We start from the raw sequence: 13,152 nt of genomic DNA, 5'->3' as shown, positions 1-13,152 counted from the left end.
TTTATTCCTGCTCACAACTACATAGCAGTGGATGCTCGTTATCCCTTGAATACCGGTTAACTTGTTCAGCTTTTGTATGGGCTACATCTGAGCTAAATACGCCACAGATCCCCTTCCCTTGTTGATGAATTTGCAGCATCACGTCGGTTGCTCTATCGCTATCCATATTAAAAAACGTCATCAGGACCTCAATCACAAAATCCATTGGCGTGTAATCGTCGTTATTTAAAACAACTTTATATTTTCGCGGTGGTTGCAGCTTTTGCTTTTCCTTGTCGCGAACGATGTCTATAACACCTGAATCTTTCATACCACTCATAATTAAATATAGTCTTGTCTTTGTAACTCAAGCAAACTTGAATAAAAAAATAAATAAAATGTTAATAAATAGATCAAAACACTTGACTGACTGGCTAAATAAACTACAGTCAAACATAGATTGATTAAACCTTAGTCAGTCTAGCAAATTATACAGTTTAGATTAACTAAATTAGTGAACTTATAGAAGGATGTAGAAGTATGGCTTGTGGTAAAGTCAAATGGTTCAATAATGCCAAAGGTTTCGGTTTCATCGTAGAAGACGGCTGCGAGAATGATATTTTCGCTCATTACTCAACAATTGTAATGGACGGCTATAAAACACTTAAAGCTGGTCAAGATGTAACATTCGAATTAGAACAAGGCCCTAAAGGCTTACATGCTAAAAATATAGCGCCTAACGGTGATATTATTGAGTGACTGTTATTTTGTTCTACTAAAGCGAGTGACCTGCTTAGATCCTCGCTTAATTCCTTCAACATCTTTTTTATCATCTCTTCTTCTGTATTAATAGCCTCATTATCTGCAAATTCAACCCTTTTCCTTGAATTTATTTTATCTACCCCAATATTTTCTGTATTGAATGTTAAATATCAATTTGTATTAAATACGCGAATATACCAATAACATTAAATTAATGAGTAATTTCGGCGCAAAACAAATGGCTTAACAATAGGGTTAAATAATGTATCCCATTGTTTTACCTTAGTTATTTTAAAAGTAACCAATAAGTCATTTAATACGCAAGCATGCTCATATTTTTAATAAAATTGGCATTTACTATAGCGACAAGTAAAAAAGCTTAATAATTAAGCATAAATTTAAATGTATAGTTATTCTATATGAAAATTTTAATGCCATTATGAAACTTTAGTCCGTTAGAACGATCAATGTTTTTAATTCAATTGGTATAACTACTTGGATGGTGCTTGCAAAAACTAGCCCTTTTAAACCAAGCTTGTTACACTCTTTACCCTAAAAATAACGTATTAACGCTAGCCTAAAGGCTAATTTATTTTTATTAAATGTTTAGTTATAAATACGGTACTAGCTGGTCAGGTGTGACTATTTTGCTTTATATAAATATAGGGCAATAAACACCTAACTGACTGCTCGTTGCTCCATTATTAACGCTTTAATGTATTACCAATACTGGTGGCAATGATTTCTTTGCATTGTTGAATATGGTCGTTATGGCCAACTATCTAGGAATGATGATGACATCAAAAATTATCTATACAAAAACGGACGAAGCTCCGGCACTCGCAACTTATTCGTTGCTACCTATCATCCAAGCATATACAAATGCGGCAGGTGTTGAAGTTGAAACTCGCGATATTTCATTAGCAGGTCGTGTAATTGCAAGCTTCCCTGATTATTTAACACCAGAACAACGTATTAACGATGCACTGGCTGAACTTGGCGAACTGGCTAAAACACCAGAAGCTAACATTATTAAATTACCAAACATCAGCGCCTCTGTACCACAGCTTCGCGCGGTAATTAAAGAGCTTCAAGCTAAAGGTTATGCACTTCCAGAATACCCTGTTGAGCCTAAAAACGATGAAGAAAAAGCAATTCAAGCTGCGTACGACAAAATTAAAGGCAGTGCAGTAAACCCAGTACTACGTGAAGGTAACTCAGATCGTCGTGCACCTGGTTCTGTAAAAGAATATGCACGTAACAACCCGCATTCAATGGGTGCGTGGAGCAAAGATTCTGAATCTTACGTTGCTAGCATGAGCGAAGGCGACTTTTTTGGTTCTGAGCAATCAGTAACTGTTGATACAGCCACTGATGTGCGTATTGAACATGTTGCAACTAACGGCGACGTTACTGTGCTTAAACAAAGCACACCGCTTTTAGCTGGCGAAGTTATTGATGCATCAAGCATTAGCGCTGCTAAACTGCAAGCTTTCTTAGCTGCCGAAATTGATGCTGCTAAAGAAAAAGGCGTATTATTCTCGCTGCATATGAAAGCGACAATGATGAAAGTATCTGACCCAATTATTTTTGGTCACGCTGTAAAAGTATTTTACAAAGATGTATTTACCAAGCATGGTAAACTTTTTGAAGAGCTAGGTGTTGATGTAAATAATGGTTTAGGCGATGTGTACTCTAAAATTCAAACATTAGATGACGCTAAGCGCGAAGAAATTGAAGCAGACATTCAAGCTGTTTACGCTAACCGCCCCGCTATTGCTATGGTTGATTCTGACCGTGGTATTACAAACTTACACGTACCAAGTGACGTGATCATCGATGCATCTATGCCTGCTGCAATTCGTTCAAGCGGTCAAATGTGGAATAACGATGGTAAATTACAAGACACTAGCTTTGTAATTCCAGATCGTTGTTACTCAGGTATTTACCAAGCAACTATTGATTTTTGTAAAGAAAATGGTGCGTTTGATCCAACAACTATGGGTAGCGTTCCAAACGTTGGCCTTATGGCGCAAAAAGCAGAAGAATACGGTTCACACGACAAAACGTTTGAAGCTAAAGCAGACGGTTCAATCCGTGTTGTTGATGCAAACGGTACTACTTTACTTGAGCACAGTGTTGAGCAAGGCGATATTTGGCGCATGTGTCAGGTTAAAGATGCACCAATCCAAGATTGGGTTAAGCTTGCAGTAAACCGTGCACGCGCAACGGGCGTTCCTGCTATTTTTTGGTTAGACGAAAACCGTGCACATGATGCGCAGCTAATCAAAAAAGTAAATAAATACCTACCAGATCACGATACAGCTGGTCTAGATATTCAAATTTTAGCACCGCTTGAAGCAACTTTATTCTCTTTAGCGCGTATTAAAGAAGGTAAAGACACTATTTCTGTAACAGGTAACGTTTTACGTGATTACCTTACAGATTTATTCCCAATTTTAGAGTTGGGTACAAGTGCTAAAATGCTGTCAATTGTTCCACTTATGAACGGTGGTGGCTTATTTGAAACTGGCGCAGGTGGTTCTGCACCTAAGCATGTGCAACAATTCGAAAAAGAAAACCACTTACGTTGGGATTCTTTAGGTGAATTTTTAGCACTTGCTGCATCGCTTGAGCACCTAAGCGTAACGACGGGTAACAACAAGGCACAAGTACTTGCTGACACCCTAGATAAAGCAACTGGTACTTTCCTTGCAGAAAACAAGTCGCCTTCACGTAAAGTAAAAGAAATTGATAACCGTGGTTCTCATTTCTTCTTATCTTTATTTTGGGCACAAGAACTTGCTAAGCAAAATGACGACAGCGAACTTAAAGCGCAGTTTACGCAAATTGCTAGCGACCTTGAAACTAACAAAGAACAAATTGTTAGTGAGCTAAACAACGCTCAAGGCCCAGCGGTAGATTTAGGCGGTTACTTCCAGCCTAACGACGATGCTGCTTTTAAAGCGATGCGTCCAAGCACTACCTTTAACGATATTCTTGCTAAATTAGTATAATATTGAAATGAATTTAAAAGCCGCTTACTTGCAAAAGTAAGCGGCTTTTTTATGTCTAAAATTTTACAAATAAAAAGGCCGCTATTTATAAAATAGCGGCCTTTTTAGTAGTAGCTTTAACCTCCAATATATAGGATGTTTAGCTTAGTTTCTGATTACTTAGTATATGCGCGTGGCATACTTGACTCAGTTGTATAACGGTCACGCAGTTTATCTTGGCGAGATTGTGTAGATACCTCAACCCCATTAATAAACATTTTGCTCACGTGGCTGCTAAGCTCAAACGGATCATTGCTCCACATAACCACATCGGCCGCTTTACCTACTGCTAGGCTGCCTGCATTAATGCCAAATACATCAGCCACGTTTGCTGTAACTGCTTTTAACGCACCTTGTTGGCTCATACCATACGATACAGCATTACCCGCATCAAAACGTAGCTGGTAAACATTATGACTGGCATCGCCGCCCACTGTTAGCAGTACTTTTACGCCGGCCTTTTCAAGTAATCCTGCATTATTTAAACTCGCATTTAATGAGTCAAAACTACCTGGCAAACTATCCATAGCACTAATGATCACTGGAATGTCTGCTTTAGCTAAACGCTCTTTAACTACAACAGCATCTTGCGCACCATTAAGTACTAAGTTAATGCCAAACTGCTGCTTTACTTTAATAAGCTCAACTATATCGGCAGCGCGAGATACATTAACGATTAATGGCATTTCACCGCTAAGTACTTTAACCATTATTTTATCTTCGGCGGTTGGCTTTTTGTCATCTTTTTTAGCTTTTTTACCGGCTTTAGTTTGATGTTCTTCAAGCTTATTTATAAGCGTTTGCAAAGTAAACGCACGCGAACCTTTACGGCGCTCACCTAAATTAACCACTAGTGCCACTTGTTTTTGCAGTACGCTTTCAAAACTACCACTTAAATCAACTACACTAGCAAGGCCTGCAAAAATACTCTCGCCGCCCTGTGGGGTGATCACATCGCGTGTAATTCCGCCTTTACGTGCGTAAGGAATTAACCCCGAGTGGCCGTTAAAAGCTAAACTTGCATCAAAATCAATACCGGCTTTTTCATCGCCGCCATCGCGTGAGCCTGCAACCGCACCTACTTCAACTAAACCTAATTGGTTAATACTGGCAATAAAGCCAGGCGTTACTATTTGGCCCTTAGCATCAATAATTTTGTCGGCTTTTACAGCGCTTGGATTAATGGCAGAAATTTTGCCATCAGTCATTACAATGCTCGCGCCCTCTAATACACCTTGCTCTGTTGAGGTGTGTAATGTGGCGTTAATAATTGCCAGTGACTGCGCATTAACCGCGCCTGCTGCTAATAACCCTGCAGCAACCAGAGAAAGCGAAAACGAACGTGATAAATTTTTCATTCTGGGTGCTCCTTATTGTTGACCTAACATAAAATCACTTGTTGCCTGATACGTGCTATCGTTTCTATCGTAAACTTTTGCACCATCAACAAACACTTGCTCAGCTTTAGCGTAAACACTAAACGGGCTTTGGTTCCAAATAACCACATCGCCCTGTTTACCCGCTTCGAGTGAGCCTGTTTTATCATCAATTCCTAGTGATTTTGCCGCATTAGCAGTGATCCACTTAATTGCGTGCTGCTCCGAAATATCAAAACCATTTTGATTAGCGCGGAACATTACCTTAGCGGCCTCTTGGTTTAAGCGCTGAATAGTCGTATCTGAATCAGAATGAACTACCGCACACGAGTTTTTAACCGCATCAACAATGGCCACATTTTCTTGCACCATGTCGTAGGCTTCCATTTTAAAGCCCCACCAGTCTGGCCAAAGCGCAGCACATGAACCATTTGCAGCTAGCATGTCGGCAATTTTATAGGCTTCTATACCATGATGAAAAGTACCCGCGTGATAATTAAATTCTTTTGAAAGGTCAATCATCATCGCCATTTCTTCTGCTTTATAGCAATGGTTATGAATGCGCACTTCGCCCTCTAACACTCCTCGCAATGTATCGTATTTAATATCGCGGGTAGGTGCTGCTGGGTTTTTACCCGCTGCATAATCGCTATCGTATTTATCCCACGCGCGTTTGTATTCTACAGTTTCGGCCCATGCCATTCTGTAACCGGCCATGTTCCCCATACGGGTTGACGGTAACGTGCCTTTACGACCATAAACGCGTTTTGGGTTTTCGCCACACGCCATTTTTAAGCCGTACGGCGCATCTGGAAATTTCATTGCTTGCATTGTATGCGCTGGTACGTTTTTAAGTGTTACGCCGCGCCCACCAAACAAGTTAGCAGAGCCAGGTAATATTTGTAGTGAGGTAATACCGCCTTCGCGAGCACGGTTAAAGCCTGGATCTTGTGGCCAAATAGAGTGCTCTACCCATACTTCCGCTGTATTTGGGCTGGTCATTTCGTTACCGTCTTGATGCGACTCAACCGAGGGGCTTGGATATGCACCTAAATGTGAGTGAACGTCAATTATACCCGGTGTGACCCACTTGCCTTGAGCATCAATTGTGGTATCTGCTGATGCAGTTAAATCTTTGCCTACTTGTTGTACTTTACCATCAACAAGTAATACATCGGTATCATCTAAGCGCTCGCCCGTACCTGTTAATACAGTGGCATTAGTGATCAGCGTGCTTGATGTAGCAACCACTTTATAAGTACTTGGGTAAGGGTTTTTGTTTATTGTTATTTTATCGTCTTGTGGGCCGTTTTCTTGGCAACCAACAAGTGCAGTTGCTAAGCCAATAGCTAACAATGAGGGAGCAAATTTTTGCATGTTATTCGGTTCTCCTGTTTTTTTGCTACTTTAGCTAAAGCTAACTAATAAAGCTAAAAAAACAGGCCAAAAACCAATAAATTGAGATGAGTTGCTGTAATTACTTTTTTATATAATTGTTATAAAGTTTCTCTAGTGCGCCTTCGGTTGTTAACACTGGATCTTTTTCCATAAAGTGCTTAACAGTGCGAGTTACAAAATCAGAGTTTTGTTTGTGCAGCTTTGAAAAATCTTTAATTAACGTGTTGCCATCTTTAGCGGCAGTTACTTTGTCATGCCGATGACGATACTGGCTAAGTGCTTTGTTAAAATCGCCTTGATAGTCTTCAACCAATATTTTATAAAAATCACTTTTATCAACATTTAAGTCGGTAATGCAGTAGCTTAGTGCCTCTTTAAAATCAGTAAATAACACGCCTTCTACGTCAAATTCTTTGGTTTTTTCCCGCACTGTGACCTTAGCCTCTTCAGTGGCGTAACTAAAGCCAGTAAATGCTAAGCGCTCTGCGGCTTCTTTACCTAGTTTCATACCCGCTTGAATGCTATGCGCAAACTCGTCGCTCATATCACCTAGTTCACTCTCTTCCCACATGTTATAAACACGCAGTGGTTTAGCGTATTTATTAGAAAGCTTTTTTTTCATTTTAGTAAAGCGCTCATCTATCGTCATTAACCTTTCGTTATGTAGTAGCGCATAGCACTCATAACATGCCGGTATTGATACAAAGTCGGCTTCTTCACCTAGGTCAATAATGCTTTGTAGCATGTGTAATGGCGGACAATGGTCGCGCTCTGTCGCTTCACAGCCACAATAAAAACATTGGTTAAAGTGCTGTTGGTCGCATGCATACGCCTGCTGATAATAACTGGCTAGCGTTTTACTCACAGTGGCTCCTTTTAATTAAACACTAAAAATTAGGGGGCGATAATAACAGTCTGAAAAAATATGTCAGTAGCTATAAAATACTTTTAATAAAATTATCTTATAGCTCAGACTATATTTAAATCACGGCCGCTATTAAACCAAATAAACCACCAAACACACCGCCCCATACTACAAGCCAGCCTAGGTGCTCGCGGATCATGGTCTGAATAATCTCTTTAACCATTTTAGGAGTAAGCTCATCTAAGCGCTCATCAACTAGTTTAAGCACCGTTTTATGTAGGCTTTCTGCGCTATTACCTTGTGAAAGTGTTTGGCTTACTAATGCTTTAAAGTCGTCAGTTTGAGAAATCTCACTAAGCGACAATTGCATTTTTTCAATAAACTTTTCACGCATCGGCTCTATTGCCGCTGTACCGCCAAACATTCCTAGCATACTACCAAACTGAGACTGCTCTATTACCTCTAACAAATTGTCGAATGCAGGGTTTAAATCAACATTGCTAATTATTGGTTCAAAGTCGATATTAGGTTGCGCTTTGCTGAGTAAGCTATTAATTTTTTGCTCTGAAAAAAACTCAGTTAAAATTAAGTTTCTTATTGCTACTTTAAAGCTTTGAAACTTTAACGCGATTACTCCCGAACCATATAAAAAAGGTACTTTTTCGAACAGCATATGAATAGCTAATAAATTAGTCACTGCTCCAGAGAGTGCAAATAAACCAACCGACAGCACAATTGCCTGATCAAATATAAAGCCGAGAACAACAAATATACCCGCTAGCAAATTGGTTATTAAACTTTTATTCATTTTTATTCCATTTCAGTGATTTATGGCATTAATTTTACAACGATTAGTTTGTTAAATTAATACCTTTTTGCCATAGTTTAAGTATCGGTTTAAAAAGCGAGCAATTGTTATGTGGAAAACAGTAAACGAGCAAATAAGCCAAGCCATACATTATGACTTTAAACATACTCATAAACAGCAACTTCAGAGCACCAACACAGACAAACTTTTTCATATAACCAATGGTACGCACAACTATTTAGTAAAAGTAGCGTTAAAAAATGAGCTTGAGCGCCTAGAAAGCGAATCGCTTGGTTTAAAGCTGCTCACAGAAAACGGGGTGTTTATAGTGCCTGATTGCATTACAACAGGTGCAAATATAGAGTTCTCGTTTATTGTTTTAGAGTGGTTAGAATTTGACAAACAACCACACCCCACATGGAACGCAATGGGAAAAGGCTTAGCAATGTTGCATCAAAAGCATCAGCAAGCCATGTTTGGTTTTGATGTAGATAATTATTTAGCCACTACAGTACAGCCTAATAGCTGGCATAAAAAGTGGAATATATTTTACGCCGAAGAGCGCATAGGCTGGCAATTACAATTATTGGCAGAAAAAGGCATTATATTTATAGAGCCAGAGCGATTAATTAATTTAGTAAAAGAGCAATTACACAGCCACCCCGTAGAGCCATCATTATTACATGGCGATTTTTGGCGTGGTAATGTAGGGTTTATAAATACAGTACCGAGTATATTTAACCCTGCCTGTTATTACGGTGACCGAGAGGTTGATATAGCCATGAGCGAGCTATTTGCACCACTGCCAGATGATTTTTACAGCGCTTATAACCAACAGTATCCGTTGCTAGCAAGTTTTGAGCAACGTAAATTAATATACCAGCTTTACCCTATTTTAAACCACGCTAATATTTTTGCGGGGCATTACCTTACCCAAGCAAAACAACACATAGAAAGGTTAATAAAGTAATCCAAATAAACTAAATTAAACTAAATTAAACGCAGTAAACATTCAAACCCGACTATATTGAGCTTATACCAATAGCATTAAGTAAGTGATTGATTAGTGTAATTATATTATTGAAAGCCTACTTAATAATATACATGGAGTGATTATGAAAAACTTTGTATCGCAACGTATTTCATGTCCGCACTGCGGGCATCATATTCATTTAGATTTAGATGCCAGCATGGGAGATCAAGACTACATAGAAGAGTGCAGCGCCTGTTGTAACCCTATTCATTTAAACATGCACATTGACCATGCTCGTAATAAACTAGAGTTACATGTAGATAGCGGCGACGAACAAATATTTTAACTCTGCTGACGCAAGTAGTGCTCGACCGTATTTATTATGGTATAGGTTTGCTGATCTACCTCAATATTAAACTCATCACCTAGCTTAGCTGCATCTAAGTTGGTAATAGCGAGGGTTTCGGGAATAAGGTGCAGCCAAAAGCCCTGCTCATCAACATTACCTACAGTTAAACTTGCGCCATTTATAGCCACAAAACCTTTATACAATACATACTTTTGCCACTGCGGCGGTATGCACAATTGCATTTTATAATTACTTTGCTGTTTAACTATTTGCACCACTTTAGCCGTACAGTGAATATGGCCAGATACAATATGCCCGCCAAGTTCAGTACCAAAGGTTACTGAACGCTCATAATTAACTAAACTGCCCAGTTCAAGCTTACCTAAGTTAGTTAACTTGAGTGTTTCATCAATCACATCAAAATATACCTGCGCCATTAAATCATCACTTGCTAATACTTTAACAACTGTTAAACAGCAGCCATTAATAGCAATACTCGCCCCTAAATTTAGTTGCTGTATATATTGCTTTTCAACCGCTATGGTTAATTGCATTACGCCATTTACTTGGTTAGCCGACACGACTCTCGCTTGGGTTTGTATAATTCCTGTAAACATATAATCTCTTAAGTTTATTACAAAATTGGGGCTGTTAAGCCTTTGCTGCTTAATAGCCTCTAGTTTAACGTATCAAGTTATAAAATCATGCACTCTTAATAATTATCTTAATGGATTGGCACCCCGCAATAGATTACAATTATGCCCTGTATTATTTCTTAGCTGTTTGTTATGACATTTAGTAATTGGGAAGCTAAACGCTTACTTTCCCTTGCCATCCCCGTTTTTTTAGCTCAGGTTACCCTTGTTTTAATGTCTGTCGTCGATACGATTATGGCAGGCCAAGTAAGCCCAACTGATTTAGCTGCTTTATCTATTGCCACTGGTATTTGGAACCCATTATTACTTGCACTGCAAGGTATTTTACTCGCTTTAACCGGTGTTATTGCACAGTTTGCGGGGGCCAACGATAAAAAAGGCATCAGCCATTATTTTCAACAAGCTTTATATTTAACTGCGCTGCTATGTATTGCTGGGTTTGGTATTGCTCAATTTGCCGATATTATTATTTTAAAACTCGACACCAGCCCTGCTATAGCAACACTTGCCAGTGATTATATTCGCTTTGTTAAATGGGGAGTGTTTGGCTTTTTAATTTTTACCGTTTACAGAAATATGACCGAAGGTATGGGAATGACCAAACCCGCTTTTTATATCAGCCTGTTAGGTTTAGCGGTTAATATTCCGGTTAACTATATTTTTATTAATGGCTTATTTGGCCTACCCGCTTATGGCGGCGCAGGCTGTGGTATTGCTACTGCATTAGTATTAACGGTAATGGCAATAGCCCAGGTTATTTATTGCCAAATGAGTAAAAAAATAGATGCTAAAGGCTTAATGACTCCATTTGAAAAACCTAATTTAACCACTATTGGCATTATCACTAAATTGGGTATTCCTATTTCATTAGCTACTTTTTTTGAAGTAACCTTATTTGCCTGCATTCCATTATTTATAGCCCATTTAGGCGCCGTAGCCGTATCTGGCCATCAAATTGCCGCCAGTGTTACCACTTTATTGTTTATGATGCCGCTCAGCCTTTCTATTGCTATAAGTATACGTATAGGCAACTTATATGGTCAAAACCATTTAAAACAGCTAAAAGTTGCTGTTTCAACTAGCTATATACTGGCAGCGCTCATTGCCCTGTTTGTTGCCGTAACTACCTTTTTAGGCCGCGATTTAATAAGCCAACTATACAGCGACAGCCCCGAAGTACTGGCACTGGCTTCATCAATCATGATTTTAGCCTGTATATATCAACTACCTGATGCACTACAAGTTGCTGCAAATGGCATATTACGTGGATTAAAATACACCGCACCTATTTCATACATTACATTTGTATCGTATTGGTTAGTTGGCTTTGCACTAGGCTATGTATTAGCCAGAACCGACTTAATCGTCCCAGCAATGGGCCCACATGGTTTTTGGTTGGGCATTATTGTTGGCTTAACACTCGCTGCTGTATTGTTAATGTACACAGTACATAGACGTTTTAAATATGAACCGTCTTTGCAAGCTTAAACGGCTATTAGTAAAGCCACTGCCAATAACGTGTTTATTGGTAGTGTGCTTTATTGCATTAACCGCTTGTAGCGATAAGCCTAGCAATGCAAACCATACTTATATCCAGCGGCTAGCAAACTCGCTTGATTTACAGCCAGTAACACTAAAACCGCTAGTGCCACTAAGCTTAATACCATTAACTGTATTAAGTGATAGCAACATCACCTTGGGCATTATTCAACTTGCCAGTTTAAGCCACTGCAAACTTAACGTCCTTATTAGCGAGCATAATAACCAGCTCGGTAAAACCGCCACAGCGGCAGGCATATTAATCTATCAAATAAAATTTATACAAAGTGCGCAGCAGTGCTTAACTTCGCTTGAAAAAGACTCTTCTATTTATAAAAAGATTTTGGCGGCAACCGAACACAAACAAAATAACTTAATGCACTACTTTAATAACATGCTCTATAAAGAGTCCGAGCTTAATCGCATTTGGCAACTGAGCTCGCGAGAGCTTTCAATAACCCCAGCAGGCTTTAGCGACACAGTAAATGCCGTAACAAAGCTGGTAAATATTAAACAACAAATAACCAAGCAGCAGTTTGCACAAATAAACTCCGAGCATTTATTTGCCGCACTAGAGCAGCTTAATAAATACCAGTTTAACCAGCAGCTAATTCAATCAGCAAGAATGCAAATAGCCCTAAATAACAGTGCTACCCAATTTATAAACACCATAAATATTAGCCAGCTATGCCAAGCAGGTAAAAATAATAACCAAGCGCAAATTGTAAATAATATCTTTAAAAAATATTACTTAGGACAAGTCCAACCTTACCAAGCACAGCTCGCCGGCTACTTAGAAACCCTGCAACCGCTATATCAACAACTTTGGTATAAAACAGCAATCACCAGCAAACCAATTAATAATTTACTCCAGCCCAATGCAAACAGTAACTTATTGAACCAACTAAAATACTCAGCTAAAAACCATGTACTTTGGTGGCAAAAATTTTATAAAACGTGTGAAATCAGCCCAATATGAATAAAAAAACGGCAAATAAACGCAAAAACTATAAAGCTGCTTGATCCAACTCCCATCACGCTATATATTAGCGCCCGTGCTACCTAGTTAGCACTTAGCTTAAATTAAAGTAATACGACTGTAGCTCAGTTGGTTAGAGCACTACCTTGACATGGTAGGGGTCGGTGGTTCGAATCCACTCAGTCGTACCAACATTTAAGAAAAAGTATAATTGAAGGAAAGAGCACTACCTACTCTTGATCATCCGGTCCAAGAGTCAGTGGTTCGAATCCACTCAGTCGTACCAAATTTATTCTAATATCACAGAATAAATTTATTTAAGAATTCAAAAATTGTACGACTGTAGCTCAGTTGGTTAGAGCACTACCTTGACATGGTAGGGGTCGGTGGTTCGAATCCACTCAGTCGTACC

Annotated in this window: 12 protein-coding genes and 2 tRNA genes; 8 read left to right on the top strand and 6 right to left on the bottom strand. The window is 39.0% G+C overall.

Features of this window, described 5'->3' with window-relative positions; translation table 11 throughout:
* Position 1 precedes the first annotated feature (1 nt).
* Entirely contained in the window at positions 2 to 310 is a 309-nt protein-coding gene (gene clpS, locus AAEY55_RS03315) for an ATP-dependent Clp protease adapter ClpS (RefSeq protein WP_011328401.1), read from the bottom strand.
* A gap of 209 nt (positions 311 to 519) precedes the next feature.
* Between clpS and cspD the strand changes: the two genes are divergently transcribed.
* A complete protein-coding gene (gene cspD / locus AAEY55_RS03310; protein ID WP_011328402.1) occupies positions 520 to 738 on the top strand; it encodes a cold shock domain-containing protein CspD in 219 nt (72 codons plus the stop codon).
* Positions 739 to 1,535: 797 nt separating this feature from the next.
* Positions 1,536 to 3,758: an NADP-dependent isocitrate dehydrogenase gene (locus tag AAEY55_RS03305; RefSeq protein ID WP_058373546.1), complete on the top strand. Its 2,223-nt coding sequence runs from the start codon at positions 1,536 to 1,538 to the stop codon at positions 3,756 to 3,758.
* Positions 3,759 to 3,913: 155 nt separating this feature from the next.
* Here the strand turns inward: AAEY55_RS03305 and AAEY55_RS03300 are convergent, their stop codons facing one another.
* The 4 genes from AAEY55_RS03300 to AAEY55_RS03285 all read right to left on the bottom strand — a co-directional run bounded on the left by AAEY55_RS03300 (position 3,914) and on the right by AAEY55_RS03285 (position 8,244).
* Positions 3,914 to 5,155 (bottom strand): amidohydrolase family protein, encoded by a 1,242-nt coding sequence (locus tag AAEY55_RS03300; RefSeq protein ID WP_350550055.1) that lies wholly within the window; start codon positions 5,153 to 5,155, stop codon positions 3,914 to 3,916.
* Between the two features lie 12 nt (positions 5,156 to 5,167).
* Positions 5,168 to 6,550, bottom strand: coding sequence for an amidohydrolase (locus tag AAEY55_RS03295; RefSeq protein ID WP_011328405.1), 1,383 nt, complete (start codon positions 6,548 to 6,550; stop codon positions 5,168 to 5,170).
* A gap of 100 nt (positions 6,551 to 6,650) precedes the next feature.
* Positions 6,651 to 7,436: a hypothetical protein gene (locus AAEY55_RS03290; protein WP_309216199.1), complete on the bottom strand. Its 786-nt coding sequence runs from the start codon at positions 7,434 to 7,436 to the stop codon at positions 6,651 to 6,653.
* Positions 7,437 to 7,551: 115 nt separating this feature from the next.
* Positions 7,552 to 8,244, bottom strand: coding sequence for a DUF445 domain-containing protein (locus tag AAEY55_RS03285; protein ID WP_350550052.1), 693 nt, complete (start codon positions 8,242 to 8,244; stop codon positions 7,552 to 7,554).
* Positions 8,245 to 8,353: 109 nt separating this feature from the next.
* Here AAEY55_RS03285 and AAEY55_RS03280 point away from each other — a divergent pair, with 109 nt between their 5' ends.
* Complete coding sequence (locus AAEY55_RS03280) at positions 8,354 to 9,214, top strand: fructosamine kinase family protein (protein ID WP_011328408.1); 861 nt, start codon at positions 8,354 to 8,356, stop codon at positions 9,212 to 9,214.
* Between the two features lie 145 nt (positions 9,215 to 9,359).
* On the top strand, positions 9,360 to 9,563 hold the full coding sequence (locus AAEY55_RS03275) for a CPXCG motif-containing cysteine-rich protein (RefSeq protein WP_011328409.1): 204 nt from the start codon (positions 9,360 to 9,362) through the stop codon (positions 9,561 to 9,563).
* Here the strand turns inward: AAEY55_RS03275 and AAEY55_RS03270 are convergent.
* Entirely contained in the window at positions 9,560 to 10,183 is a 624-nt protein-coding gene (locus AAEY55_RS03270) for a riboflavin synthase subunit alpha (protein WP_350550049.1), read from the bottom strand. The genes AAEY55_RS03275 and AAEY55_RS03270 overlap by 4 nt on opposite strands.
* A gap of 171 nt (positions 10,184 to 10,354) precedes the next feature.
* Here AAEY55_RS03270 and AAEY55_RS03265 point away from each other — a divergent pair, with 171 nt between their 5' ends.
* The 4 genes from AAEY55_RS03265 to AAEY55_RS03250 all read left to right on the top strand — a co-directional run bounded on the left by AAEY55_RS03265 (position 10,355) and on the right by AAEY55_RS03250 (position 13,150).
* On the top strand, positions 10,355 to 11,710 hold the full coding sequence (locus AAEY55_RS03265; RefSeq protein ID WP_011328411.1) for an MATE family efflux transporter: 1,356 nt from the start codon (positions 10,355 to 10,357) through the stop codon (positions 11,708 to 11,710).
* The gene (locus tag AAEY55_RS03260) at positions 11,688 to 12,740 is read left to right on the top strand and encodes a DUF3080 domain-containing protein (RefSeq protein WP_350550046.1); all 1,053 of its coding nucleotides are present in this window, start codon (positions 11,688 to 11,690) and stop codon (positions 12,738 to 12,740) included. Before AAEY55_RS03265 ends, AAEY55_RS03260 begins: the two co-directional genes overlap by 23 nt.
* Before the next feature lie 114 nt (positions 12,741 to 12,854).
* Positions 12,855 to 12,931 (top strand) — tRNA-Val (locus AAEY55_RS03255).
* A 145-nt stretch (positions 12,932 to 13,076) separates the two neighbouring features.
* Positions 13,077 to 13,150, top strand: a tRNA-Val gene (locus AAEY55_RS03250).
* Positions 13,151 to 13,152: the final 2 nt, after the last annotated feature.

Source organism: Pseudoalteromonas sp. 120-MNA-CIBAN-0494 (assembly GCF_040308885.1).
GTDB classification, from domain to species: Bacteria; Pseudomonadota; Gammaproteobacteria; order Enterobacterales; family Alteromonadaceae; genus Pseudoalteromonas; species Pseudoalteromonas nigrifaciens.
This window is presented reverse-complemented; position numbering and strand designations above follow the sequence as displayed.

What these genes read in the sequence shown, in the direction of transcription:
- AAEY55_RS03270 (WP_350550049.1), bottom strand. Translation starts at nt 10,183, where the DNA reads ATGTTTACAGGAATTATACAAACCCAAGCGAGAGTCGTGTCGGCTAAC.
- AAEY55_RS03285 (WP_350550052.1), bottom strand. Translation starts at nt 8,244, where the DNA reads ATGAATAAAAGTTTAATAACCAATTTGCTAGCGGGTATATTTGTTGTT.
- AAEY55_RS03295 (WP_011328405.1), bottom strand. Translation starts at nt 6,550, where the DNA reads ATGCAAAAATTTGCTCCCTCATTGTTAGCTATTGGCTTAGCAACTGCA.
- AAEY55_RS03265 (WP_011328411.1), top strand. Translation starts at nt 10,355, where the DNA reads ATGACATTTAGTAATTGGGAAGCTAAACGCTTACTTTCCCTTGCCATC.
- clpS (WP_011328401.1), bottom strand. Translation starts at nt 310, where the DNA reads ATGAAAGATTCAGGTGTTATAGACATCGTTCGCGACAAGGAAAAGCAA.
- AAEY55_RS03305 (WP_058373546.1), top strand. Translation starts at nt 1,536, where the DNA reads ATGACATCAAAAATTATCTATACAAAAACGGACGAAGCTCCGGCACTC.
- cspD (WP_011328402.1), top strand. Translation starts at nt 520, where the DNA reads ATGGCTTGTGGTAAAGTCAAATGGTTCAATAATGCCAAAGGTTTCGGT.
- AAEY55_RS03300 (WP_350550055.1), bottom strand. Translation starts at nt 5,155, where the DNA reads ATGAAAAATTTATCACGTTCGTTTTCGCTTTCTCTGGTTGCTGCAGGG.
- AAEY55_RS03260 (WP_350550046.1), top strand. Translation starts at nt 11,688, where the DNA reads ATGAACCGTCTTTGCAAGCTTAAACGGCTATTAGTAAAGCCACTGCCA.
- AAEY55_RS03280 (WP_011328408.1), top strand. Translation starts at nt 8,354, where the DNA reads ATGTGGAAAACAGTAAACGAGCAAATAAGCCAAGCCATACATTATGAC.
- AAEY55_RS03275 (WP_011328409.1), top strand. Translation starts at nt 9,360, where the DNA reads ATGAAAAACTTTGTATCGCAACGTATTTCATGTCCGCACTGCGGGCAT.